Raw genomic sequence first — 24,473 nt, forward strand, 5'->3', positions numbered from 1 at the left:
GACTTAGTTCAGGTGCTCGACGCGGATCCGCACCACCGGACCGACCACGTCCGCCAGGGCCTCCAGGGCGGCGATCGCATCGTTCATGCGCTGTTCCTGCACACGGTGGGTCAGCAGGATCATTGGCACCAGGCCGTCGTGTTCTTCGACTTCCTTTTGCATGATCGATTCGATGTTGATACCACGCTGCGACAGAATGCTCGCGACCTGAGCCAGCACGCCCGGATGATCCTTGGCCTGGATGCGCAGGTAGTAAGCGCTTTCGCAGGCTTCGATCGGCAGGATCGGGTGGGCCGACAGCGAATCCGGCTGGAAAGCCAGGTGCGGTACGCGGTTTTCCGGGTCGCTGGTCATGGCGCGAACCACATCCACCAGGTCGGCGATGACCGACGAAGCGGTCGGTTCCATACCGGCGCCCGCCCCGTAGAACAGGGTCGAACCGGCAGCGTCGCCGTTGACCATCACCGCATTCATCACGCCGTTGACGTTGGCGATCAGGCGATCGGCCGGGATCAGCGTCGGGTGCACACGCAGTTCGATGCCGGCAGCGGTGCTACGCGCCACGCCCAGGTGCTTGATGCGATAGCCCAGCGCTTCGGCGTAGTTCACGTCAGCGGTGGTCAGCTTGGTGATGCCTTCGGTGTAGGCCTTGTCGAATTGCAGCGGGATACCGAACGCGATGGACGCCAGGATCGTCAGCTTGTGCGCCGCATCGATGCCTTCAACGTCGAACGTCGGATCGGCTTCTGCGTAACCCAGCGCTTGCGCCTCGGCGAGCACATCTTCGAAAGTCCGGCCCTTCTCACGCATTTCGGTGAGGATGAAGTTGCCGGTGCCGTTGATGATCCCGGCGACCCAGTTGATGCGGTTGGCCGACAGGCCTTCACGAATCGCCTTGATCACCGGAATGCCACCGGCTACCGCTGCCTCGAACGCCACGATCACGCCTTTCTCGCGGGCCTTGGCGAAAATTTCATTACCGTGAACGGCGATCAGTGCCTTGTTCGCGGTGACCACATGCTTGCCATTCTCGATGGCTTTGAGTACCAGCTCGCGGGCAACGGTATAGCCGCCCATCAGCTCTATAACGATGTCGATCTCAGGGTTCGTGGCCACTTCGAAGACATCGTTGGTAATCGCAATACCGGTCGTCTGGAACTGAGGCTTTGGCGTGCGCATGGCAATTTGTGCCACTTCGATTCCACGCCCGGCACGACGAGCAATTTCCTCGGCGTTGCGCTGAAGTACGTTGAAGGTACCGCCACCGACGGTCCCTAACCCACAGATGCCTACTTTGACCGGTTTCACTGTGAACTCCCCATAAAACGGCCGACTCAAGGTCGGCCGTGGAAAACAGCCGCACAGCGTGCGGCTCTCTATTAATGGAGCGTCGACTGCTGCCGCCGCTCCATGATCGTCAAAGGCTTACCGTGACGACGCAGGATTATTTCGCACTCAGCGCCAGTTTGGCGACTTGTGGTGCTGGCTGGTAGCCCGGAATCACTTGGCCATCGGCCAAAACGATAGCCGGTGTACCGTTCACGCCGATCGACTGGCCCAGGGCGAACTGCTTGGAAACCGGGTTGGCGCACTTGGCAGCCTTGATTTCCTTGCCATCGACCATTTTGTCCATCGCCGCTTTTTTGTCAGCAGAGCACCACACGGCTTGCAGTTGCTCATCACCCGGCGAGCCGAGGCCCTGGCGCGGGAAAGCAACATAACGCACTTCGATGCCCATTTTGTTCAATGCAGGCACTTCGGCGTGCAATTTGTGGCAGTACGGGCAAGTGGTGTCGGTGAATACGGTGATGTGGGTCTTGGTTTCGCCAATCGCCGGGTAAACCACGGTTTCAGCAACCGGAATGCCGTTGATCAGTTTGGAGATCCCCAGACGCTCGGCCTTCTCGGTCAGGTTGACCGGTTTGCCGTCCTTGAGCTGGAACACATAGCCCTGAACGATGTACTGGCCGTCGGCGCTCGCGTACAGCACGCGGCTACCCTTGAGTTTGACTTCATAGAGACCGGCCAGCGGACTGGCACTGATGGACTCGATCGGGGTGTCGAGCTGGAGGGTTTCCAGGCTTTTACGAATGGCTTTATCAGCCGCATCATCGGCGATGGCAAAGGTGCTGACCAACGCAATGGCTGCGGCGGCGAAAATCTGGGTCAGACGCATGAGAACTCCTGAAGGCGGGCAAATGGGTCGGCTAGAACGCCGGTACTGAAACACCGGGTCATAACCGCCCATCGTGCAAACCCGCAAAGCCTACCACATAAGGCCCGCGTGGCCGAATGCGCCTGACGCAAGTCACTATGCGAAACCTGACTGACGACCATTGTGGCGAGGGGGCTTGCCCCCGTCGGCCGGTCCGCGCTCGGGCGCAGCAGTCGTAAACCGGCTGCTGCGGTTTGTCTGAATAACCGTAGCACTCAGTTTTGGGGCCGCTTCGCGACCCAACGGGGGCAAGCCCCCTCGCCACAAAAGGCGCCCTCAACCACCGGTGTTCCGCTAGCCGCGTGGGTGGTGTTTGGCGTGCAGGTCTTGCAAACGGGCACGCGCAACGTGGGTGTAGATCTGGGTGGTCGAGAGGTCGCTATGGCCAAGCAGCATCTGCACCACCCGCAAATCGGCGCCGTGGTTGAGCAGATGTGTGGCGAAGGCGTGGCGCAAGGTGTGCGGCGACAGGGACTTGCCGATCCCGGCGACTTTGGCCTGATGCTTGATGCGATGCCAGAAGGTCTGGCGGGTCATCTGCTCGCCACGCAGGCTCGGAAACAGCACATCGCTGGGCCGTCCGCCCAGCAACTCGCTACGCCCGTCACGCAGGTAGCGCTCGACCCAGACAATCGCCTCCTCGCCCATCGGCACCAGTCGCTCCTTGCTGCCCTTGCCCATGACGCGAAGTACGCCCTGGCGCAGATTGATCTGCTCCAGCGTCAGGCTGATCAGCTCGGTAACCCGCAAGCCGCAGGCATACAGCACTTCCAGCATGGCTCGATCGCGCTGGCCGATCGCTTCGCTCAGGTCCGGTGCGGCGAGCAAGGCTTCCACGTCCGCTTCCGACAACGACTTGGGCAATGGCCGGCCGAGTTGCGGCATGTCGACGCGCAATGTCGGGTCGACGGCAATCAGCTTTTCACGCAGCAAATAGCGATAGAACCCACGCACACCCGAAAGAAACCGCGCAGTAGACCGGGGCTTGTAGTTTTGCTCGAGGCGCCAGGACAGATGATCTAGGATCAGCTCGCGCCCGGCATTGAGCAGTTCCAGGCCCTTCTCCTGCAACCAGCCGTTGAACAGGGCCAGGTCGCTGCGATAGGCGTCACGGGTGTTATCGGACAGGCCCTTCTCCAACCACAGGGCGTCGAGAAACTGGTCTATCAGTGGGTGATCAATGGCAGGCATAAAGGCTCAAGCAAGACAGATAACAACGAACAGTCTTTCATAGCATGGTCGCTCGCGAAACCACTGCGCTTTCAGGGAGAGGAATAAATCACGGGCAACAAAAAAGCAGCCCGTAGGCTGCTTTTTTCTGCATCGGAAGCTGGACTTAAACCAGTTTTTCCTTGATGCGAGCTGCTTTACCCGACAGGTCACGCAGGTAGTACAGCTTGGCTTTACGTACGTCACCGCGACGCTTGACAGCCATGCTGTCGATTTGCGGGCTGTAGGTCTGGAAAGTACGCTCTACGCCAACACCGTTGGAGATTTTACGAACAGTGAAAGCACTGTTCACACCACGGTTACGCTTGGCGATTACTACGCCTTCGAACGCTTGCAGACGCGAACGGTCGCCTTCCTTCACTTTCACCTGAACGACAATGGTGTCGCCCGGGGCAAAGGTAGGGATCTCTTTGGTCATCTGCTCTGCTTCGAGTGCAAGGATGATTTTGTTAGTCATGCTGTGCTCCTAAGGTAAATCGTCGGATCTACCATCGATACGTTGTTAACTATCGTCCCGCTCGCGGATGTATTCCTCGAGCAGCTTCTTCTCTTCTCCAGAAAGCGAGCGGCTTTCCAGAAGATCGGCGCGTCGTTCAAAGGTCCTACCAAGGGACTGCTGTAAACGCCAACGCCGGATATGCGCGTGATTGCCACTCAGCAACACGTCGGGAACACGCTGATCCGCATACACCTCAGGTCGGGTGTAGTGCGGGCAATCCAGCAAACCATCCGTAAAGGAATCTTCCTCGGCGGAGTCCGCATGCCCTAAAGCTCCAGGCAGCAGTCGTGTAACCGCATCGATCAGGACCATCGCCGGCAGCTCGCCGCCAGACAGTACATAGTCGCCAATCGACCACTCTTCATCGACATGAGCGTCAATAAAACGCTCGTCAATGCCTTCATAGCGGCCGGCAATCAGGATTAATGCTTCCTCATTCGCCAACTCGCGTACCGCCGACTGAGTCAGTTGACGGCCTTGGGGCGACAGGTAAATTACCTTCGCCGCCTCCCCGGCTGCTGCCTTGGCCTGAACCAGAGCATCTTCCAGGGGCTTGATCTTCATCACCATGCCCGGACCACCGCCAAATGGGCGATCATCCACAGTGTGATGTCGATCCGTTGTGTAGTCTCGCGGATTCCAACAGGTCAGCTGCAAGAGCCCCTGTTTCACCGCACGACTGGTGATGCCGTAGTCGCTGATGGCGGAAAACATCTCGGGAAACAAACTGATCACTTCGACGCGCAAGTTAGCCACGCTTAGAAGTCCGCGTCCCAATCCACCTTCATCTCGCCTGCTGCGAGGTCGACGGCCAACACGCATTGCTCCGTATAGGGCAACAGGCGTTCGCGATCATCCAGGCTGCCAGCGCAAGGCTTGACCACCATGACATCGTTCGAGCCAGTCTCCAGCAGGTGATCGATCTTCCCGAGCAATTGCCCGAGGTGGTCGATGACCTTCAGACCTTCCAGCTGGTACCAGTAGTACTCGCCGTCGGTCAGATCAGGAAACAGGTTACGCGGCACGCAGATTTCAAAACCGGCCAGAAGACGAGCTTCTTCACGGTCATCGAGACCTTTGAGCTTTGTGACCAGAAACTTGCCGCCTTGTACGCGGCCGCTGACCAGCTCTACCTGCCGTACATCGCCTTCGCGCTTGAGCGTCCAGGTTTTGTAGTCCAACAGGTTTCCAATCGGATCAGTAAAGGAAAAGACCTTCACTTCGCCGCGAACGCCATGAATAGAATAAATCTTGCCGATAACGATCAAATCATCAGCGATTGCTGGCGTCGCGTTCATATCGCTCAGGCCGCAGCCTTAGAAGCGTCCTTCAGCAACTGAGCAACGCGCTCAGAAGGTTGTGCACCAACGCTCAGCCAGTAGGCTACGCGCTCTTGGTTCACGGACAGGCGGACTTCTTGACCACGAGCGATCGGGTTGAAGAAACCAACTTGTTCTTTGTGCGAACCGTCGCGTGGGTTGCGGCTGTCGGTCACGGTCAAGTGGTAGAACGGGCGCTTTTTGGAGCCGCCAAGGGCAAGACGGATTGTTAGCATGTGAACATAGTTCCTGTAGTCGGTGCTGCAAATCTAAATGCACAGCGGGCATAGGTGCCCGAAAGGCCGCATATTCTAAGGAATATCCGGACTTTTGCAAACGTCTTTTTCCGGCACCTGTCAGTGTGCCATCCAGATTTGCTATAGAGCCGTTGCGAACAACGGCGAGTCAGCTCCCGCCAATGCGGGCTTGCTGTGGGTCCCACGTCCGTGTGGGGCCGCGCCGACATGAATGCCGACGCGAATCTTTTACATCTTCGGCATGCCGCCGCCGGGCAACATACCGCCCATGCCGCGCATCATTTTGGCCATTCCGCCTTTGGCGGAGAACTTCTTCATCATCTTCTGCATCTGCTTGTGCTGCTTGATCAAGCGCCCGATGTCCTGCACCTGGGTGCCGGAACCCATGGCGATCCGACGCTTGCGCGAACCGCTGATCAGCTCAGGGTCGCGGCGCTCGGCCGGGGTCATGGAGTTGATGATGGCTTCCATCTGCTTGAATTGTTTCTCTGCCGCACCCTGGGCATTGCCCATTTGCGCCAGATTGACCCCGCCGATGTTCGGCAGTTTGTCCATGAGCCCGCCGAGGCCGCCCATGTTCTTCATCTGTTGCAACTGATCACGGAAGTCTTCGAGGTCGAAGCCTTTACCCTTCTTCAGTTTTTTGGCCAGCTTGTCGGCCTTTTCCTTGTCGAGGGTCGCTTCAGCCTGTTCGATCAGGCTGAGCACGTCGCCCATGCCGAGGATGCGCGAGGCGATCCGCTCCGGGTGGAACGGTTCGAGGGCTTCGGTCTTCTCGCCCATACCGATGAACTTGATCGGCTTGCCGGTGATCGCACGTACCGACAGCGCGGCACCGCCACGGGCATCACCGTCGACCTTGGTCAGGATCACACCGGTCAGCGGCAGCGCGTCGCCAAAGGCCTTGGCCGTGATGGCGGCGTCCTGGCCGGTCATGGCGTCGACCACGAACAGCGTTTCGACCGGTTTGATCGCCGCGTGCAGGGCCTTGATCTCGCCCATCATCTCTTCGTCGATGTGCAGGCGACCGGCGGTATCGACGATGACCACGTCGATGAATTTCAGTCTGGCTTCTTTAATAGCCGCTTCGGCGATGTCGACCGGCTTCTGGCTCAGGTCGGACGGGAAGAACGTCACGCCGATGTCGTTGGCCAGGGTTTCCAGCTGCTTGATCGCGGCCGGGCGGTAAACGTCCGCCGACACCACCATGACCGACTTCTTCTTGCGCTCTTTAAGGAAGCGCGCCAGTTTGCCAGCGGTGGTGGTTTTACCGGCACCTTGCAGACCGGCCATCAAAATGACGGCAGGCGGCACGGCGCTCAGGTTCAAATCTTCGTTGGCCGCGCCCATCAGGCTTTCGAGTTCGGCCTGGACGATCTTCACGAAGGCCTGGCCCGGCGTCAGGCTGCGCGACACCTCGGTGCCGACAGCGCGCTCCTTGACCGAGTTGACGAAGTCTTTGACCACCGGCAAGGCGACGTCGGCTTCGAGCAACGCCATACGCACTTCGCGCAGGGTGTCTTTGATATTGTCCTCGGTCAGCTTGGCCTTGCCGGTGACATGGCGCAGCGTCTGCGAGAGACGGTCGGTTAAGTTTTCAAACATGCGCGATCCTTTCAGGCCCTATGGAGACCGAGGTAATGGCGGCCCAGACCGTGAAAAACATGTGCTCGGCGAGCCTGCGGCGTGGGCAGGTCGCGGATTATAGCGAAGACTGCGTCTGGCGCACACCCGCCGTCTGGTTGAGTGGTCTTTCGTGTCATGTCGGTTGTATGCCAAACTCAGCCTCTTTCGGGCTTGCCTAACAGGATTTATGCTCCCTTTGTCACCCAGTTTGCTCAGCACCCTCGCCGCCGCCTGCTTATACGCCGCTGCGACTCTCTATCAAGGCACTCGTCTGGCCCAAGGCGCCAAGGCGAACAAACGCCTGCTGGTCTCGCTCGGCATCCTTGCCGTGCTGGCCCACAGCGCGAGCCTCCTGACCCACCTGATGATGCCGACTGGCCTGGGCCTGGACTTTTTCAGTGCCGCCAGCCTGATCGCCGCGGCCGTTATCGCGCTGACACTGCTGGCCTGCTCACGGATCCCGGTGGAAAACCTGCTGGTGTTGTTGTTCCCGCTGGGGATGACCACGGTGCTGCTGGCGCAGTTCGCGCCTTCGGGCACGGTGCAGGTGATCGACGAAGAACCGGGGATTCTGGCGCATATCCTGCTGTCGATCCTCGCCTACGGCATGTTCACCATCGCGGTGTTCCAGGCCTTGCTGCTGTTGGTCCAGGACCACCAGCTCAAGCACAAGCACCCGTCCGGGCTGATCAAGAACTTCCCGCCGCTGCAAACCATGGAAAGCCTGCTGTTCGGTTTCCTCTGGGCCGGCTGGACCCTGCTGTCGCTGTCGCTGATCTCCGGCTGGCTGTTCGTCGAAAACCTGTTCGCCCAGCATCTGGTGCACAAAACCCTGCTGGCATGCCTGGCCTGGATCGTGTTCAGCGTGTTGCTGTGGGGCCGCAATCGTCTTGGCTGGCGCGGCCACAAGGCCATTCGCTGGACCCTCGCCGGATTCTGCCTGCTGATGCTGGCCTATTTCGGCAGCAAGCTGGTCCGCGAATTCATCCTGCACATCTGACGGGCGCTCGTTATGGATAACCTGCCCATAGGGCCGCTGCTCGCCGTGCTAGCCCTGCTGATCTTGTGGTCAGGGCTGTTCACCGCCATCGAAGCCGCACAGCAACATCTATTGACCCAGCGGACCGCCTCGCGCTCTGGCGACAAGCCGATGGCGAAACTCAACTTCCCGCTCAACAGCCTGATCTTCTGCAATACCCTGTGCCGCGCACTGGTAGTAGTCATCAGCACGCTGCTGGCGATTTTCGGCTGGGCTGAAAAAGGCCCATGGCTCGCCTGCCTGAGCGCCACTGCTGCGTTACTGGTATTTGCCGATTACCTGCCACGCACCCTCGCCAGCCGTTATCCGGACACCATTCTGGCGCTGGGCAACACCCTGCTCGGCGTGCCGCTGAAAATAATTTACCCGGCCGCCTGGCTGCTCGGCGGCATCAGCCAATTGCTGCTCAAGCCGTTCGCACGCAAGATCAAGGTCGTCCAGCAAAGCGAAGACGAACCACCGGCCCCGCAGAACGACGGCACCGACCACGAACACCCGACCTGCCGCCCACACGCGCTGTCGGGCATTCATGCGCTGGATAACATCACCGTCAACGACATTCTGGTGCCGCGCAGCGAAGTCGACGGGATCAATCTGGACGATTCGATAGAGGAAATCATCGAACAGCTGCGCGCTAACAAACGCACGCGCCTGCCGGTGTTTCACAGCGATATCAACCAGGTCGAAGCGGTACTCAATACCCGACAGATCCGCCATTTGCTGCCCGACGCCAGCCTGACCAAAGAAGCCTTGCTGGCGGCGTGCCACGAACCTTACTTCGTCCCGGAAAGCACCCCGCTGCAACTGCAATTGCTGAACTTTCACAAGCAGCAGCGCCGCTTGGGCATGGTGGTCGACGAATACGGTGAAGTAGAAGGCATCGTCACCCTGGAAGACATTCTCGAAGAAATCGTCGGCGAATTCGAAAGCCAGCACAGCCTCGACAACCCGCACATTCACCCGCAGGCCGACGGCCGATTGGTGATTGAGGGCGCGGCCTCGATTCGTGAGCTGAACAAGAGTCTTGGCTGGCACCTGCCGAGCGACGGCCCGAAAACCCTCAACGGGCTGGTCACCGAAGCGCTGGAAACCATTCCCGACAGCGCGGTGTGCCTGAAAATCGGGCGTTATCGCCTGGAAATCCTCGAAACCGAAGACAACCGTGTCAGCCGGGTATTGATCTGGCACGTAGCCGCTGGCGAGGCCACAAGCCTGCGTTCGGCAGCGAAACCGCTGTAAAACCCACATCCCTGGGTGTTCGACCATAATAATTCGCTCCACCGGAGCACATGACTGTCAGGGATTACCGCATGACTACCAGCACCACTTACAGCGACGCTGTGCCTGCCCAACCGACGAACTCCACCACGCGGGTCGCAACGGCCAGTTTCATTGGCACCGCCATCGAGTTCTACGACTTCTACGTCTACGCCACCGCCGCCGCACTGGTGATCGGCCCGGTGTTCTTTCCGCAGACCTCTGGCACCGCCCAGATGCTTTCGGCCTTCCTGACCTTCGGTATCGCGTTCCTGGCCCGCCCTTTAGGCTCGGCGCTGTTCGGCCACTTCGGCGACCGTATCGGGCGCAAATCCACCCTGGTCGCTTCCTTGTTGCTGATGGGCGTGTGCACCACGCTGATCGGCGTGCTGCCGGGTTACGAGAGCATTGGCGCCTGGGCACCGATCCTGCTTTGCGTGTTGCGCTTCGGCCAAGGCCTTGGACTGGGCGGTGAATGGGGCGGTGCAGCATTGCTCGCCACCGAAAACGCACCAAAGGGCAAACGCGCCTGGTTCGGCATGTTCCCGCAACTCGGCCCGTCTATCGGTTTTCTTGCGGCTAACGGGCTGTTCCTGACCCTGGCGATGACCCTGAACGACGAGCAGTTTCGCTCCTGGGGCTGGCGGATTCCGTTCCTGCTCAGCGCTGTGCTGGTGATGGTCGGCCTGTATGTGCGCCTGAAACTGCATGAAACACCGGTCTTCGCCAACGCGATGGCGCGTCAGGAACGGGTGAAGATCCCGCTGGTCGAGCTGTTCAGCCAATACTGGGCGCCGACGCTGTTGGGTGCGGCGGCGATGGTCGTCTGCTACGCGCTGTTTTACATCTCGACGGTATTTTCCCTGAGTTACGGTGTTTCGACCCTGGGTTACAGCCGCGAAACCTTTCTCGGCCTGCTGTGCTTCGCCGTTCTGTTCATGGCTGCAGCCACACCACTGTCGGCCTGGGCCAGTGACCGTTTCGGGCGCAAACCGGTGTTGATCATCGGTGGCGTGCTGGCGATTCTCTCGGGCTTCACCATGGAACCGCTGCTGACCCACGGCACGACCTGGGGCGTGGCGCTGTTCCTGTGCATCGAGCTGTTTCTGATGGGCGTGACGTTCGCCCCGATGGGCGCGTTGCTGCCAGAGCTGTTCCCCACCCGCGTGCGTTATACCGGCGCGTCGGCGGCCTACAACCTGGGCGGCATTGTTGGCGCTTCGGCAGCACCATTCTTCGCACAGAAGCTGGTGGCAATGGGCGGCTTGAGTTGGGTTGGCGGGTATGTGTCAGCAGCAGCGGTGATCAGCCTGATCGCAGTGCTGTGCCTGAAAGAGACGCGGCATAACGACCTGAATCAGGTTGCCTGATAGATCGTCATCGCGGGCAAGCCTTGCTCCTACGGATACATGTCGAACACACCATTGTGCATTGACCCAATCCTGTAGGAGCAAGGCTTGCCCGCGATGCTTTTAGAGCTCTACAACGACGGCTTGCGAGGCACGGGTCGCTTTGGCGCGAGCGGCCTCGATCGACTCGTCACGGGCCAGGGCAACGCCCATGCGGCGCTGACCGTTGACTTCCGGCTTGCCAAACAGGCGCAGCGCCGTATCCGGCTCGGCCAGTGCGGCACCCAGGTTGGCGAAAGCGGTCTGGGTCGACTGCCCTTCCACCAGAATCACTGCCGACGCCGATGGGCCGAACTGACGGATCAACGGGATCGGCAAGCCGAGAATCGCCCGTGCATGCAAGGCGAACTGCGACAGGTCCTGAGAAATCAGGGTCACCAGACCGGTGTCGTGCGGGCGCGGAGAAACTTCGCTGAACCACACCTGATCACCCTTGATGAACAGCTCAACGCCAAACAGACCACGGCCACCCAGGGCTTCGGTCACGGCTTTGGCCACGCGCTCGGATTCTGCCAGCGCAATCGGGCTCATTGCTTGCGGCTGCCAGGATTCCTGATAGTCGCCCTTCTCCTGACGATGGCCGACCGGTGCACAGAACGTGGTGCCGCCGATGTGGCGAACGGTGAGCAAGGTGATTTCGTAGTCGAAGTCGATAAAACCTTCGATGATCACCCGACCTTTACCGGCACGACCGCCTTCCTGCGCGTAATCCCAGGCTTTCTGCACGTCATCGACACTGCGCAGCAGGCTCTGGCCTTTGCCCGAGGAGCTCATGACCGGCTTGACCACACACGGGAAGCCCAGATCGTCGACTGCCTTGCGGTAGTCTTCGAAGGTATCGGCGAAGTGGTATGGCGAGGTCGGCAGGTCCAGCTCTTCAGCGGCCAGACGACGGATGCCTTCACGGTTCATGGTCAACTGCGCGGCGCGAGCGGTCGGGATCACGGTGAAGCCTTCGGCTTCCAGCTCAACCAGCGTGGCGGTGGCGATGGCTTCGATTTCCGGCACGATGAAGTGCGGCTTCTCGGCTTCGATCACGGCACGCAGGGCCGCGCCGTCGAGCATGTTGATCACGTGGCTGCGATGCGCCACCTGCATCGCCGGCGCGTTGGCGTAACGATCCACGGCAATCACTTCAACGCCCAGGCGTTGCAGTTCGATCACCACTTCCTTGCCCAACTCACCACAGCCACACATCAATACGCGGGTCGCGGTTGGCGACAATGGAGTTCCGATACGGGTCATCTCAGGTCCTCAAAGGAGCGGATCATCGAGGGATGCGGCGCCAGGCGCGCATCCCTTAGGGAGAAAGCGCGGCATTTTACATGAACCTGAGGGTTTGGCTCAGCTTGCCAGCGCGTTCTTGCGCAAACGCCAGGCCATGGCCAGCCAGACGATGGTCACGCCGGCGAATTTCGAGCCCAGGGCGGTGAGGATCACGCCCGGCGTCAGGGCATCGATCATGCCGAAGAAGATGAAGGTATCCAGCGGAATGCTCAGCGCCGAACTTATCCACAGACGGTCGTGCAACGGACGCTTGGTAATGCTGAAGACCAGCCAGTCAATGCACTCCGAAACGGCGAAGGCAATGGCGCTGGCCAAGGCGATGGACGGATCGGAGGTGAGGTAGGACAGAACCAGCGCCGCCAGCATCGCGACGAGCGCGCCATGACCGAAACGGGTTTGCACCATGTCGCGCAGCACAAATATCAGACCACCCCAGGCTGACCAGATGATGTCCAGGTGCGGGGCGGTGGAAAAGGCGTAGTTGATCAGCACGACACTGCTGATGTAAGCGATCAGGAAGAACATGGCGCGCGGGGATACCTGTCAATTTTGTGCACAGGGTACTTCATCTTCGATGCATGGATAACCTGTGGCGAGGGAGCTTGCTCCCGCTCAGGAAGCGAAGCGGCCCTGAAATCAGAGCATGCGGTGTGTGAGATAGAGTTCATCAGTAGGTTTGGGGCCGCTTCGCAGCCCAACGGGAGCAAGCTCCCTCGCCACAAATGCCCACAAGGCTCACTAGGTCCGCCCGGTTCAGGTACTGGACTTGGAAGGCAACATCCAAAGCACCCCGCTCGACTTCGCTCGCTCATGACACAACCCCAACACCTTGCGGCGTTCGTCGTTGTCCATGCGGCTCCAGCGGGTAATCTCCTCCACCGTGCGTTGGCAGCCGGTGCAGATATCGTCCTCGTCCAGTGCGCAAATGTTCACGCACGGTGAGCGTACGGGTCTTTCGTTGTCGTTCATTGTTCCTGCTCGACCAGATCGCGGGCATAGCGCTGCGAGTTATGCACATAGTGCGCGGCGCTGGCTTCGAGCATTTTCTTCTGCGGCTCGGTCAGTTCACGTACTACTTTGCCCGGCGAGCCCATGACCAGCGAACCGTCAGGAATTTCCTTGCCTTCGCCGATCAGCGAGTTGGCGCCGATGATGCAGTTCTTGCCGATTTTCGCGCCGTTGAGGATCACCGCGTTGATGCCGATCAGGCTGTAATCGCCCACCGTGCAGCCGTGCAGCATGGCGTTGTGGCCGATAGTCACACCAGTGCCGATAGTCAGCGGGTAGCCCATGTCGGTGTGCATCACCGTGCCATCCTGCACATTACTGTTCTTGCCGATCAGGATCAGCTCGTTGTCGCCGCGCAACACGGCGTTGAACCAGACGTTGGCGCCCTCTTCCAGTTTGACCTTGCCCACCAGCACGGCGTTAGGTGCGACCCAGCTCTGCGGGTGAGTTTCGACGCGGGCGTCGCCCAGGCGGTATTTCATCTTATTGTCCTCAAGGCCAGGCAGGCTCACTTGCAAAGCAGGCTTCACGCCATACGCGCGACGGTTTCAGATATTGATAAAGTTTTTCGGTGGTTGATGCAGGCTGATCTGCGCGTCATAGAGCAGGTTGATCAGCTCGACGATCATGATTGCGGTCAGGCCCCAGATTTTGTATTCGCCGAAACGGTAGCTCGGCACATACCAGCTGCGGCCCTGATAATCGATGCGGTGCGTGTGTTCACGCGGGTCCTTGCGGAAGAACTCCAGCGGTACGCTGAACACTGCGGCAATTTCAGCATCGTTGGCCCGGTACTCGACGAAGTCCGGAATCACCCCGACGTAAGGCGTGACCTTGATCCCGTGCAGGGAGATCAACGGACTCAACGGGCCGATGACTTCCACCAGACCGGGTGGCAGGCCGATTTCTTCTTCGGCTTCGCGCAATGCGGTGAAAATCAGGTCCGGGTCTTCCGGATCGCGTCGCCCGCCGGGGAAGGCCACTTCACCGCCGTGGGTCGAGAGCCCGCTGGCACGCAGGGTCAGAACCAGCTCCGGTTCATCACTGCGGGTGATAGGCACCAGGACCGCGGCCTCCGGAAAACGCAGGTCGGTTTCCAGCGTACGCGGCGTGTGGTTGCTTACCCGATGCAGTAGCTCGTCCAGCATGAGTGCTCTCGATTTGTTAGCTACCTTGCATCATGCACCAAACACATCGACCGCCCAACCCCCCGAACCATGGCATGTCGCTAAACGACAACTTGCCGACAGACACCACCGCACGCCAAGATAGGCGTAGCATTTTCGGAAGCCCAGCATGAAATTCTGCAGCCAGTGCGGTAACCCGGTCACCCAACGCATTCCTGAAGGCGACTCGCGCCTGCGGTACGTCTGCGACCAGTGCCAGACCATTCATTATCAGAACCCGAATATTGTCGCTGGCTGCCTGCCAATCTGGGGTACTCAGGTGTTGTTATGCCGGCGCGCCATCGAGCCGCGCCGCGGTTATTGGACCTTGCCGGCCGGTTTCATGGAAAACGGTGAAACCATCGAACAGGCAGCCATTCGCGAAACCGCCGAAGAAGCGTGTGCACGGGTGCGCAACCTGAACATCTATACGCTGATCGATGTGCCGCACATCAGCCAGGTGCACGTATTCTTTCGTGCTGAACTGACGGACCTGGACTTTGCCGCGGGCGAAGAAAGCCTGGAAGTGAAGCTTTTCGATGAAGCCGACATCCCGTGGTCGGAGCTGGCTTTCCGCACGGTCGGCCGTACCCTAGAATGCTTCTTCGCTGACCGCCGGGTAGAACATTTTCCTGTGCGTTCCGAATCAATTCCTCCGCTTGCTCAGCCTGCGATCATTTAAACTATAAAAATACGCCGTACTCTCAGGGATATCGTTTTAATGCGCTGGTTGCTTGCCGCTTTCTGCCTGTCGTTTGTCATGGTTTCCCACGCTGCCACCACGGAGACCCTGGACGGCAAAATCATTGAAAAAGTGTTGGTGCTCAAATCTGCCCATCAGTTGCAGTTGATCAATGATGGCAAGCCACTGCGGACCTATCGCATCTCGCTGGGCAAAAACCCCAAGGGCCCGAAACTGATGGAGGGTGATCGACGCACTCCAGAAGGTTTGTATTGGCTGGACTGGCGCAAGGTCAGCGACCGCTTCAACCTGGCCATGCACATTTCCTACCCGAACATCAGCGATTCCGTCCGCTCGCGCCGCGAAGGTGTGCAGCCCGGTGGCATGATCATGATCCATGGCACCCCGGACACTGAAGAAAACCCTGAAGAGCTGTTCCACACCCTGGACTGGACCGACGGCTGCATTGGCATGCGCAACGTCGACATGCGCGAAGTCTGGGGTCTGGTCAAAGACGGTACGATGATCGAAATCCGCCCATAGTCCTCAAACACCCCAATACCTTGTGGCGAGGGAGCTTGCTCCCGCTGGGCTGCGAAGCGGCCCCAAACCTTGCAAACCGGTTTACCTGATAAATCTCGACAACCGACATCAGGACCGCTTCGCGCTCCAGCGGGAGCAAGCTCCCTCGCCACAAGGGCGGTTGTGCCTGAAAGATTGAAAATATATTAAAAAAATTGTCACCGTCACCAGCCCCTCGCGTGAATACCACTTCACACCACAGGCACTGACGCAGACTGCGATTTCTACTGCCACACCCCCCTCCCCTAATACCACTTAAAACCCAATACCGCCGCGCCCTCCAGCGCAGCGCTTATTCGCTCGCCCCTAGTGGACCACTGGCGTTGACATGGTATTTAAGTGGTATTAGTTTTGCGCCATGACCGGGGCAACAACACTCCACTCTCCCCATCGGACCTACACCCATGAACCACATCCTGGCCCTGCGCCCTGACGACACCCAGCCAACGCCGTTGTACCTGCAACTGGCGCGCAACCTGGAAGCGGCGATTCATGCCGGCCAGTGGAAAGCCGAGCAGGCATTGCCGTCGGAACGCAACCTCAGCGAAATGCTGAACATCTCCCGCGTGACCGCCCGCAAGGCGCTGGAAGTGCTGTTCGAACAAGGCTTGATCCGGCGCAGCCAAGGCTCCGGCACCTTCATCACTCCGCGCCTCGAGCAACCGTTGTCCCGGCTGTCCGGCTTCAGCGAAATGCTCCGCCTCAAAGGTTTCGTGCCGAGTTCGCAATGGCTGGAGCGCGAAATCACCCAGCCGACCCACGAAGAACTGATCCGCCTCGCGCTCTCGCCCTACGACAAAGTCGCGCGCCTCAAGCGTTTGCGTAAAGCCGACGACACCGTGATGGCCATCGAGATGAGCACCCTGCCCGCCTCGATCATCGCCCAGCCACAAGCGGTCGGTGATTCGCTTTACGAATACCTCGACGGCATCGGCAAACCGGTGGTGCGCGCCCTGCAACACATTCAGGCGATCAACGCCTCGGACGAATTCGCCGCGCTGGTCGGCATCGCCCCCGGCACCGCCATGCTGCTGATGACCCGGGTCGGTTACCTCGAAGACAACACCCCGATCGAAGTCACCGACACCTATTGCCGCAACGACTACTACGACTTTGTCGCAGAGCTGCGTCGCTGAGCCCTGTGTCATTGAAGCCGGAGAACCACTGATGTCCGAAGACAACATCCTCACCGCCCAAGGCTGGATCCGCGGCCGCTTGATCCATGAACACGGCAAGATCGTGCGCATCGAAGGTCAGCTCTGCGACCCGGCAGATAACGACCTGCCTTACCTGCTGCCGGGTTTCATCGACCTGCACGTCCACGGCGGTGGCGGCAAGGACATCATGGAAGGCACGCCGGCCTTCGACACCATCACCAAAACCCACGTGCGTTTCGGCACCACCTCGCTGCTGGCCACCACCATGACCGCGCCACCGGAAGAAATTTCCCGGGTGCTGGCCGAGGTCGGCGAATTCTGCGAACAGCGCCCGAAAGGCTGCGCCCGGGTACTCGGCGTGCACCTCGAAGGACCGTACATCAACCCTGGAAAACTCGGTGCACAACCGAACTTTGCCCACACCGCGCTGATGGCCGAAGTCGAAGCCTACCTGGCGCTGGCGCCGATCCGGGTGATCACCATTGCCCCGGAAATCGCCGGTCACGACAAACTGATTCGCGCCCTCAGCGACCGCGGCATTCGCATGCAGATCGGCCACACCCTGGGCAGCTACGAAGAAGGCGTCGCGGCGCTGGAGGCCGGCGCCAGCAGTTTCACCCACCTTTATAACGCCATGAGCCCGCTGCATCACCGCGAACCGGGAATCGTCGGCGCGGCACTGGCCCACGCCAAATACGCGGAACTGATTCCCGACCTGCTGCACGTGCATCCCGGCGCCATCCGCGTAGCCCTGCGCTCGATCCCGTGCCTGTATTGCGTCACCGATTCCACCGCCGCTGCCGGCATGCCGGACGGCGAATACAAGCTCGGCAGCCACACCGTGACCAAATGCCTGGGCGGCGTGCGCCTGCCTGACGGCACGCTGGCCGGCAGCACTCTGACCATGGATCAGGCGCTGCGCAACCTGGTGAAGATCGGCCTGCCACTGGCCGAGGCCTCGCAACGGCTGTCGCAATTCCCTGCCGATTATCTCGGCATCCATGAGCGCGGCCGCCTGCAACCCGGCGCCTGGGCTGACTGCGTGCGTCTGGATCGCTCACTCACACTGACCGCCGTAACGGTCGAAGGAGAAGACATTGACTTCAAAAATGCTTGAAGAGGCGCTGTCCTCGTACAAGGCCGTCGACGCTCAGTTGCAGCAACTGGATCCGCAGATGATCGAGATCGCCGGACGCCTGAACCGTCAGCCGCCGCAAGTGGCGATGACGGTTGCACGCGGCAGTTCCGATCACGCCGCCAGCTACTTCGCCTACCTGACCATGCAGCACGTGGGTATTCCGGTGGCATCGCTGCCGATGTCGGTGGTGACCATGCAGCAAGCGCCGCTGAAGGTCAGCGGTCAGGCGGTATTCGCGTTCTCGCAGTCCGGGCAAAGTCCGGATCTGGTCAACAGCCTGCGCCTGCTGCGCAAACGTGGCGCCCTGAGCATTTCGATGGTCAATGCCGAGAACTCGCCACTGGAGGCCGCCTGTGAATTCAGCCTGCCGCTGTGCGCCGGTACCGAAAGCAGCGTCGCCGCGACCAAAAGTTTCATCGCCACCCTCAGCGCCAGCGCGCGGCTGATCGCCTACTGGAAACAGGATCCCGAATTGCTGCAAGCCGGCCTCGCGCTGCCAGAAGGATTGCGCGACGCCGCCACGCAGGACTGGAGCCTGGCGGTCGACGTACTGCGTGACTGCCAACGCTTGATGGTGATTGGTCGTGGCGCAGGGTTTGCCATCGCCCAGGAAGCAGCACTGAAACTCAAGGAAACCTCGGCGATCCAGGCCGAAGCCTTCAGCAGCGCCGAAGTCAAACACGGCCCCATGGCACTCATCGACGATAACTACCCCTTGCTGGTGTTCGCCCCTCGCGGCGCCGAACAGGCCGGTCTGCTGAGCCTCGCCGCCGAGATGCGTCAACGTGGTGCCCGCGTATTGCTGGCCGCCCCGGATGACGTCAGCGAACGCGACCTGACGCTGAGCCGCGCCGAACACCCGGCGCTGGACCCGATTCTCGCCATCCAGAGTTTCTACGTCATGGCGGCCGGCCTCGCGGTCGCCCGTGGCATGGACCCGGACCAGCCGCGTCACTTGAGCAAAGTGACCCGCACCCACTAACACGCCCGAATCGAGTACCGCGCCATGCATAACAACAATAAAGACCTGACCCTCAGCGCCCCGCTCAGCGGCCCGGTGCTCACGCTTGCCAAGGTTCCGGACCCGGTGTTCGCCAGCGGCGCCATGGGCGACGGGATCGCCATCGACCCACTGAACAACACCCTGCACGCACCGTGTGCCGGGGTGGTGGTGCATGTCGCCCGCACCGGCCATGCCGTGACCCTGCGCGCCGACAATGGCGCCGAACTGCTGCTGCACCTGGGCCTGGACACCGTCGAGCTGCAAGGCGAAGGGTTCTCGATGCTGGTCAAGGAAGGCACCCGCGTCAGCAATGGCCAGGCACTGCTGCGCTTTGATCTGGACCAGGTCGCGCAAGGCTGTAAAAGCCTGGTCAGCCTGTTGGTCCTGACCAACAGCGAAGACTTCCAGGTGCTGCCGATCACCCTCAAATCGGTCAAGGTCGGCGAACCGTTGCTGCACATCGTGCCAAGAACCACCCACAGCACACAGGTCGAGGCAGACAGCTCAGGTGCCGAGGTTCACGGGCACATTCGCATCATCCATCGCGGCGGTCTGCATGCACGACCAGCGGCGCTGATCCGCCAGACCGCGCACCTGTTCAACAGCAAATCACAGCTGCATTTCGCCGGTAAATCGGCGTCGTGCGACAGCCTGATCGGACTGATGGGCCTGGGGATTGGCGAGCAGGACGAGGTTCAAGTCAGCTGCAAGGGCGCGGACGCCAAGGCGGCGCTGCAAGCCTTGTTGAACGCCTTGTCCACGGCGGTCAACGACGACAGCCACGCGGCCGCACCGACACCGATTGCCCAGCGTACCCGTACCGCCGAAGCCGGCGTGCTCAACGGTGTCTGTGCAGCGCCGGGCCTGGTCGGCGGCCCGCTGTTCCAACTGGCGGCCATCCCTCTACCGGAAGACACCGGCAAGCATAACGCCGAAGAACAACTGCAAGCCCTCGACCGTGCACTGGAACAGGTTCGCAGCGAAATCCGCGAAACGCTGTCCCACGCCAAAAAGCACAAACACACCGAAGAGGAACAGATTTTCGCCGCCCACCTGGCGCTGCTCGAAGACCCGGCGCTGCTTGAAGCGGCCATCCAGTCGATCGATCAGGGCAGCGCCGCCACCCACGCCTGGAGCCAGTCAATCGAGGTGCAATGCGAGGTGTTGCAACAGCTCGGCAACCCGCTGCTGGCCGAACGCGCCAATGATCTGCGCGACCTCAGGCAACGGGTGCTGCGCGCCCTGCTCGGTCAGGATTGGCACTACGACGTACCGGCCGGCGCTATCGTCGCCGCGCATGAACTGACCCCTTCCGATTTACTGCAACTGAGCCAGCAAGGCGTCGCCGGGCTGTGCATGGCCGAAGGAGGTGCGACCTCCCACGTGGCGATTCTTGCCCGTGGCAAAGGCCTGCCGTGCCTGGTTGCCCTCAGCGCCTCACTGCTCCATCTACCGCAAGGCCAGTCGGTGGTGCTGGACGCCGATGGTGGACGCCTGGAGCTGACGCCCGACAGCCAACGCCTGGAGCAAGTCGCCCAAGCCCAGCGTGAACATCTGCAACGCCGCGAACACCAACAAGCGCAAGCCCACACCCCGGCACACACCCGTGATGGTCTGCGGATCGAAGTCGCGGCCAACGTGGCCTCCAGCAATGAAGCGGCTGATGCGTTGAAAGGCGGCGCCGATGGCGTTGGCCTGCTGCGCACCGAGTTTCTGTTCGTCGATCGCCAGACCGCGCCGGATGAACAGGAACAGCGCCAGGCCTATCAAGCGGTGCTGGATGCCATGGGCGACAAGTCGGTGATCATCCGCACCATCGACGTCGGCGGCGACAAACAACTCGACTACCTGCCGCTGCCGGCCGAAGCCAACCCGGTGCTCGGCCTGCGCGGCATCCGCATGGCGCAGGTGCGCCCGGAGCTGCTCGACCAACAATTGCGCGCACTGCTGCAAGTCAGCCCGTTGCAGCGCTGCCGGATTTTGCTGCCGATGGTCACCGAGGTCGACGAATTGCTGTACATCCGCCAACGCCTCGATGCCTTGTGCGCCGAGCTTGCGCTCACGCAGCGTCCAGAACTGGGGGTGATGATCGAAGTCCCGGCCGCGGCGCTGCTCGCCGAGCAATTGGCGGAACACGCGGACTTCCTGTCCATTGGCACCAACGACCTGTCCCAATACACCCTGGCCATGGACCGCGACCACGCCGGTCTCGCCGCACGGGTCGATGCCCTGCACCCGGCGCTGCTGCGGCTGATCGCCCAGACCTGCATCGGTGCCGCCAAGCATCAGCGTTGGGTCGGCGTTTGCGGTGCACTGGCCTCCGATCCACTGGCGACCCCGGTGCTGATTGGCCTGGGTATCCGCGAGCTGTCCGTCAGCCCGCCGCAAGTCGGTGAAATCAAGGAACGCGTCCGCCAACTGGACGCCGCCGACTGCCAGCGCTTCAGCGCCACCCTGCTCAACCTGAGCAGCGCCACGGCGGTGCGTCACGCCTGTCATCAACATTGGCCTCTGAGCTAAAAACAACAAGAACACAGGGAGATACGCCATGTACCAACTCTTCATCGAAGGCTTGCAGCGCCTCGGACGGGCGCTGATGCTGCCCATCGCGATCCTGCCGATTGCCGGCCTGTTGCTGCGTCTGGGCGACACCGACCTTTTGAACATCGCGATCATCCACGACGCCGGGCAAGTGATCTTCGCCAACCTGGCGCTGATCTTCGCCATCGGCATCGCAGTCGGGTTCGCCCGGGACAACAACGGCACCGCCGGGCTGGCCGGGGCGATTGGTTACCTGGTGATGGTCTCCACACTGAAAGTGCTGGATGCGAGCATCAACATGGGCATGCTCGCCGGGATCATCAGCGGCTTGATGGCCGGCGCGCTGTACAACCGCTTCAAGGACATCAAGCTGCCGGAATACCTGGCGTTCTTCGGCGGCCGACGCTTCGTGCCGATTGCCACCGGGTTCAGCGCCGTTGGCCTGGGCGTGATCTTCGGTTTGATCTGGCCACCGATCCAGCACGGCATCAACAGCTTCGGCCAACTGCTGCTGGAAAGTGGCAGCATCGGTGCCTTCGTCTTCGGCGTGTTCAACCGCTTGCTGATCGTCACCGGCCTGCACCACATCCTCAACAACATGGCGTGGTTCATCTTCGGCAGCTTCACCGACCCGACCACCGGCGCCATCGTCACCGGCGACCTGGCACGCTATTTTGCCGGCGACCCGAAGGGCGGCCAGTTCATGACCGGGATGTTCCCGATGATGATCTTCGGCCTGCCCGCCGCCTGCCTGGCGATGTACCGCAACGCCCTGCCGGAACGCCGCAAAGTCATGGGCGGGATCTTCCTGTCGATGGCCCTGACCTCGTTCCTGACGGGCGTCACCGAACCGATCGAATTCGCCTTCATGTTCCTCGCACCGCTGCTGTATTTACTGCACGCACTGCTGACCGGCATGGCGATGGCCATCACCAACGCGCTGAACATTCACTTGGGCTTCACCTTCTCTGGCGGCGCCATCGACATGGCACTGGGCTGGGGCAAGTCCACCAACGGCTGGCTGGTATTCCCGGTAGGCCTGGCGTACGCGGTGATCTACTACGTGGTGTTCGACTTCTGCATCCGACGCTTCAACCTGAAAACCCCGGGGCGTGAAGGTGTCGTCGTCGGTGAAAAGGTGGTGCTGAGCGAAAATCAACGCGCCGGGGCCTACATTCAAGCCTTGGGCGGCGCAGACAACCTGATCACCGTCGGCGCTTGCACCACGCGGTTGCGCCTGGAAATGGTCGACCGCAACAAAGCCTCCGACAGCGAATTGAAAGCCCTCGGCGCCATGGCCGTGGTTCGCCCCGGCAAAGGCGGCAGCTTGCAGGTAGTGGTCGGGCCGCTGGCGGACAGCATCGCCGATGAAATTCGCCAGGCGATGCCGACTGCTGGTTCAGCTTTGGTAGCCGCTGTAGTGGTGACCGAAGAAGCGCCGAAAGCAGCACCCGTGGAGACACCAGAAGCGCAGAAATGGCTTAACGCCGTGGGTGGCAGCGACAACGTGCTGCAACTGGATTGCGTGGCCATGACCCGGATTCGCCTGCAACTGGCGGACGGTAAAGCGCTATCGGAATGTCAGCTGAAGGACTTGGGTTGCCAGGGTGTCAGCGCACTGGACGGTGGCGTGTGGCACCTGTTGATTGGTGACAAGGCGTTGAGTTTGAGTGAGGCGCTGGAGGGGTTGGTGAATCGTAGTGAGGTCAGCGCCAAAGTCTGAAAATCGACACAACTCCTGTGGCGAGGGAGCTTGCTCCCGCTGGAGTGCGGAGCACTCCCAAAACCGGGCAACCCATATTTCCAGAAACAACGCTTAGCCGGTTTTACGACTGCTTCGCAGCCGAGCGGGAGCAAGCCCCCTCGCCACAAAGTACATCCGAACCTCGACGTTCCCCGCCCAACAAAAATCCGCTGACCGTTACTGGCTCAACGGTTTCTTCATTTCGTCTTACTTAGGCGCAATCACAGAAAAAGACCAGATAGCAGACTCTTGGTTATCGCTTTTAGCCTTGATGGCATGTGCGCCCACCTGCAATTTGGTGAGTTGGGCAACCCAACGGCCAGTGTTGTCCGCAAAGAGTGTGAGATGCAGACTATTGTTGTCATACACCTCCACTTTCTTGCCGGGCTCAGACATACCTTTCACTATTACCTCGTTTCCATTCGTGGTGCCGCCGTTCGAGATTGGATTCCCCTTTGGATCGATAACCGTAGTGATGACGGGTGCGGCTTTGACTGCTGAAGTCATGATGATGCTCCTTGTGGATGACTCGGATTGAAGAGTTATCAAACCCGAGCCATCCATGTGTGACTACTGTCATAGTTGACAGGTAGGCACGCTCTTCAGACCAATGGCAGAGCCTGACTTTTCCCGAATACAAAAAACCGCTGATTGTTTCCGGTTCAGCGGTTTTTTCATTTTCTGGCGTACTACGGACCTACTCCTTCACGTAAAACTGGTCCGACTCCGACGGGTTGTAGTCATCCAGCGCCTTGTCCACCAATAACAGGGCGCCATCGACCATCCGGCAAATCGCCAACGCCACGCTACGTCGCGAACCCTCGATCTCGAATGCCAGGTCGGCGGCCATCACCTTGACCGAGGCCAGATCTTCCGAGGCATTGGCCAACAGGCTTTCGAGGCCCACGTCGGGTGAAACGCTGAACAAGCGGTCTGAGCGCAAGTCGCTGAAGCGCAGTTTGGCGAGGGTGGGTTTCAGGTAGTGATCGAGGGCGCGGTGCGCGGCGTCGTGGAGCTTTTTTGAATCGAGGGATTCGTAGGGGGAGACGTCGTCGTGTTCTGGAGGGATGGAGTTGTCTTTGATCATTGTGGAGCTCCTGAGAAAAATTGGAGCGACCGACATCCGTTGTAGATGCGGCGCCTGTAAGCGCCTAACAATTTTCGGGCTTGCAGTCCCGGTCGCTGAATTGGCAGCGACGGGGGTGTCAGAAATTTTGTGTTCGGGCATAACATGAGCAAGAGGTGCATGTATGCCAACCAAAAAGAAACCTGCGTTGCGAGAGCTGCCGAAAATCCCGAAAGAGCTGCTCGAGC

General features: G+C 60.3%; 25 protein-coding genes. 10 read left to right on the plus strand and 15 right to left on the minus strand.

Translation table 11 applies throughout. From position 1 onward, the window contains the following. Positions 1 to 3: 3 nt before the first annotated feature. The 8 genes from AC1RJ3_RS11385 to ffh all read right to left on the minus strand — a co-directional run bounded on the left by AC1RJ3_RS11385 (position 4) and on the right by ffh (position 7,125). Positions 4 to 1,308: a homoserine dehydrogenase gene (locus AC1RJ3_RS11385; RefSeq protein ID WP_054593847.1), complete on the minus strand. Its 1,305-nt coding sequence runs from the start codon at positions 1,306 to 1,308 to the stop codon at positions 4 to 6. Between the two features lie 136 nt (positions 1,309 to 1,444). Further along, a complete protein-coding gene (locus AC1RJ3_RS11390) occupies positions 1,445 to 2,176 on the minus strand; it encodes a DsbC family protein (protein ID WP_054593848.1) in 732 nt (243 codons plus the stop codon). Between the two features lie 333 nt (positions 2,177 to 2,509). After that, complete coding sequence (xerD, locus tag AC1RJ3_RS11395) at positions 2,510 to 3,406, minus strand: site-specific tyrosine recombinase XerD (protein ID WP_054593849.1); 897 nt, start codon at positions 3,404 to 3,406, stop codon at positions 2,510 to 2,512. Between the two features lie 145 nt (positions 3,407 to 3,551). Continuing rightward, positions 3,552 to 3,902 carry a 50S ribosomal protein L19 gene (rplS, locus tag AC1RJ3_RS11400; protein WP_054593850.1) on the minus strand — a complete coding sequence of 117 codons (351 nt, stop codon included), beginning with the start codon at positions 3,900 to 3,902 and terminating at the stop codon, positions 3,552 to 3,554. Positions 3,903 to 3,947: 45 nt separating this feature from the next. After that, the gene (gene trmD, locus AC1RJ3_RS11405) at positions 3,948 to 4,700 is read right to left on the minus strand and encodes a tRNA (guanosine(37)-N1)-methyltransferase TrmD (RefSeq protein WP_019692017.1); all 753 of its coding nucleotides are present in this window, start codon (positions 4,698 to 4,700) and stop codon (positions 3,948 to 3,950) included. A 2-nt stretch (positions 4,701 to 4,702) separates the two neighbouring features. After that, positions 4,703 to 5,242: a ribosome maturation factor RimM gene (rimM, locus tag AC1RJ3_RS11410; protein ID WP_054593851.1), complete on the minus strand. Its 540-nt coding sequence runs from the start codon at positions 5,240 to 5,242 to the stop codon at positions 4,703 to 4,705. 5 nt (positions 5,243 to 5,247) lie between these two features. Then, the gene (gene rpsP, locus AC1RJ3_RS11415; protein ID WP_003209587.1) at positions 5,248 to 5,499 is read right to left on the minus strand and encodes a 30S ribosomal protein S16; all 252 of its coding nucleotides are present in this window, start codon (positions 5,497 to 5,499) and stop codon (positions 5,248 to 5,250) included. 249 nt (positions 5,500 to 5,748) lie between these two features. Further along, positions 5,749 to 7,125 (minus strand): signal recognition particle protein, encoded by a 1,377-nt coding sequence (ffh, locus tag AC1RJ3_RS11420; RefSeq protein WP_493078980.1) that lies wholly within the window; start codon positions 7,123 to 7,125, stop codon positions 5,749 to 5,751. A gap of 208 nt (positions 7,126 to 7,333) precedes the next feature. Between ffh and AC1RJ3_RS11425 the strand changes: the two genes are divergently transcribed. From AC1RJ3_RS11425 to AC1RJ3_RS11435, 3 genes are all read left to right on the plus strand, one after another. Next, positions 7,334 to 8,146: a cytochrome C assembly family protein gene (locus tag AC1RJ3_RS11425; protein WP_054593852.1), complete on the plus strand. Its 813-nt coding sequence runs from the start codon at positions 7,334 to 7,336 to the stop codon at positions 8,144 to 8,146. A gap of 12 nt (positions 8,147 to 8,158) precedes the next feature. Next, entirely contained in the window at positions 8,159 to 9,424 is a 1,266-nt protein-coding gene (locus tag AC1RJ3_RS11430) for a transporter associated domain-containing protein (RefSeq protein ID WP_347927918.1), read from the plus strand. 71 nt (positions 9,425 to 9,495) lie between these two features. Then, a complete protein-coding gene (locus tag AC1RJ3_RS11435; RefSeq protein WP_493078983.1) occupies positions 9,496 to 10,812 on the plus strand; it encodes an MFS transporter in 1,317 nt (438 codons plus the stop codon). A 102-nt stretch (positions 10,813 to 10,914) separates the two neighbouring features. Here the strand turns inward: AC1RJ3_RS11435 and purT are convergent, their stop codons facing one another. The 5 genes from purT to AC1RJ3_RS11460 form a co-directional block, all read right to left on the minus strand. Beyond that, entirely contained in the window at positions 10,915 to 12,096 is a 1,182-nt protein-coding gene (purT, locus tag AC1RJ3_RS11440) for a formate-dependent phosphoribosylglycinamide formyltransferase (protein WP_054593855.1), read from the minus strand. 99 nt (positions 12,097 to 12,195) lie between these two features. Then, positions 12,196 to 12,663, minus strand: coding sequence for a preQ0 transporter (locus AC1RJ3_RS11445; RefSeq protein WP_347927920.1), 468 nt, complete (start codon positions 12,661 to 12,663; stop codon positions 12,196 to 12,198). 228 nt (positions 12,664 to 12,891) lie between these two features. Next, entirely contained in the window at positions 12,892 to 13,107 is a 216-nt protein-coding gene (locus AC1RJ3_RS11450) for a DUF1289 domain-containing protein (protein WP_054593857.1), read from the minus strand. Continuing rightward, positions 13,104 to 13,628, minus strand: a complete 525-nt coding sequence (locus AC1RJ3_RS11455) for a gamma carbonic anhydrase family protein (protein WP_007936184.1) — start codon at positions 13,626 to 13,628, stop codon at positions 13,104 to 13,106. Before AC1RJ3_RS11455 ends, AC1RJ3_RS11450 begins: the two co-directional genes overlap by 4 nt. A gap of 66 nt (positions 13,629 to 13,694) precedes the next feature. After that, complete coding sequence (locus tag AC1RJ3_RS11460) at positions 13,695 to 14,294, minus strand: CoA pyrophosphatase (RefSeq protein ID WP_054593858.1); 600 nt, start codon at positions 14,292 to 14,294, stop codon at positions 13,695 to 13,697. A gap of 148 nt (positions 14,295 to 14,442) precedes the next feature. Here AC1RJ3_RS11460 and AC1RJ3_RS11465 point away from each other — a divergent pair, with 148 nt between their 5' ends. From AC1RJ3_RS11465 to nagE, 7 genes are all read left to right on the plus strand, one after another. Continuing rightward, on the plus strand, positions 14,443 to 14,994 hold the full coding sequence (locus AC1RJ3_RS11465) for an NUDIX hydrolase (RefSeq protein ID WP_493078987.1): 552 nt from the start codon (positions 14,443 to 14,445) through the stop codon (positions 14,992 to 14,994). A 39-nt stretch (positions 14,995 to 15,033) separates the two neighbouring features. Then, the gene (locus AC1RJ3_RS11470; protein ID WP_054593860.1) at positions 15,034 to 15,537 is read left to right on the plus strand and encodes a L,D-transpeptidase family protein; all 504 of its coding nucleotides are present in this window, start codon (positions 15,034 to 15,036) and stop codon (positions 15,535 to 15,537) included. 443 nt (positions 15,538 to 15,980) lie between these two features. Further along, positions 15,981 to 16,712, plus strand: a complete 732-nt coding sequence (locus tag AC1RJ3_RS11475) for a GntR family transcriptional regulator (RefSeq protein ID WP_071551701.1) — start codon at positions 15,981 to 15,983, stop codon at positions 16,710 to 16,712. Between the two features lie 31 nt (positions 16,713 to 16,743). Next, the gene (gene nagA / locus AC1RJ3_RS11480) at positions 16,744 to 17,850 is read left to right on the plus strand and encodes an N-acetylglucosamine-6-phosphate deacetylase (protein WP_103315688.1); all 1,107 of its coding nucleotides are present in this window, start codon (positions 16,744 to 16,746) and stop codon (positions 17,848 to 17,850) included. Then, complete coding sequence (locus tag AC1RJ3_RS11485; RefSeq protein ID WP_493079004.1) at positions 17,843 to 18,853, plus strand: SIS domain-containing protein; 1,011 nt, start codon at positions 17,843 to 17,845, stop codon at positions 18,851 to 18,853. Before nagA ends, AC1RJ3_RS11485 begins: the two co-directional genes overlap by 8 nt. Before the next feature lie 24 nt (positions 18,854 to 18,877). Continuing rightward, complete coding sequence (gene ptsP, locus AC1RJ3_RS11490; RefSeq protein WP_493078990.1) at positions 18,878 to 21,394, plus strand: phosphoenolpyruvate--protein phosphotransferase; 2,517 nt, start codon at positions 18,878 to 18,880, stop codon at positions 21,392 to 21,394. A 28-nt stretch (positions 21,395 to 21,422) separates the two neighbouring features. Continuing rightward, positions 21,423 to 23,138 (plus strand): N-acetylglucosamine-specific PTS transporter subunit IIBC, encoded by a 1,716-nt coding sequence (gene nagE, locus AC1RJ3_RS11495; protein WP_493078992.1) that lies wholly within the window; start codon positions 21,423 to 21,425, stop codon positions 23,136 to 23,138. Positions 23,139 to 23,366: 228 nt separating this feature from the next. Here the strand turns inward: nagE and AC1RJ3_RS11500 are convergent, their stop codons facing one another. Further along, positions 23,367 to 23,666 (minus strand): hypothetical protein, encoded by a 300-nt coding sequence (locus AC1RJ3_RS11500; protein ID WP_489110845.1) that lies wholly within the window; start codon positions 23,664 to 23,666, stop codon positions 23,367 to 23,369. Between the two features lie 190 nt (positions 23,667 to 23,856). Beyond that, on the minus strand, positions 23,857 to 24,246 hold the full coding sequence (locus tag AC1RJ3_RS11505) for a DUF6124 family protein (RefSeq protein ID WP_347927926.1): 390 nt from the start codon (positions 24,244 to 24,246) through the stop codon (positions 23,857 to 23,859). Positions 24,247 to 24,473 lie beyond the last annotated feature (227 nt).

This window comes from Pseudomonas sp. GW822-FHT04C11, from assembly GCF_058800905.1.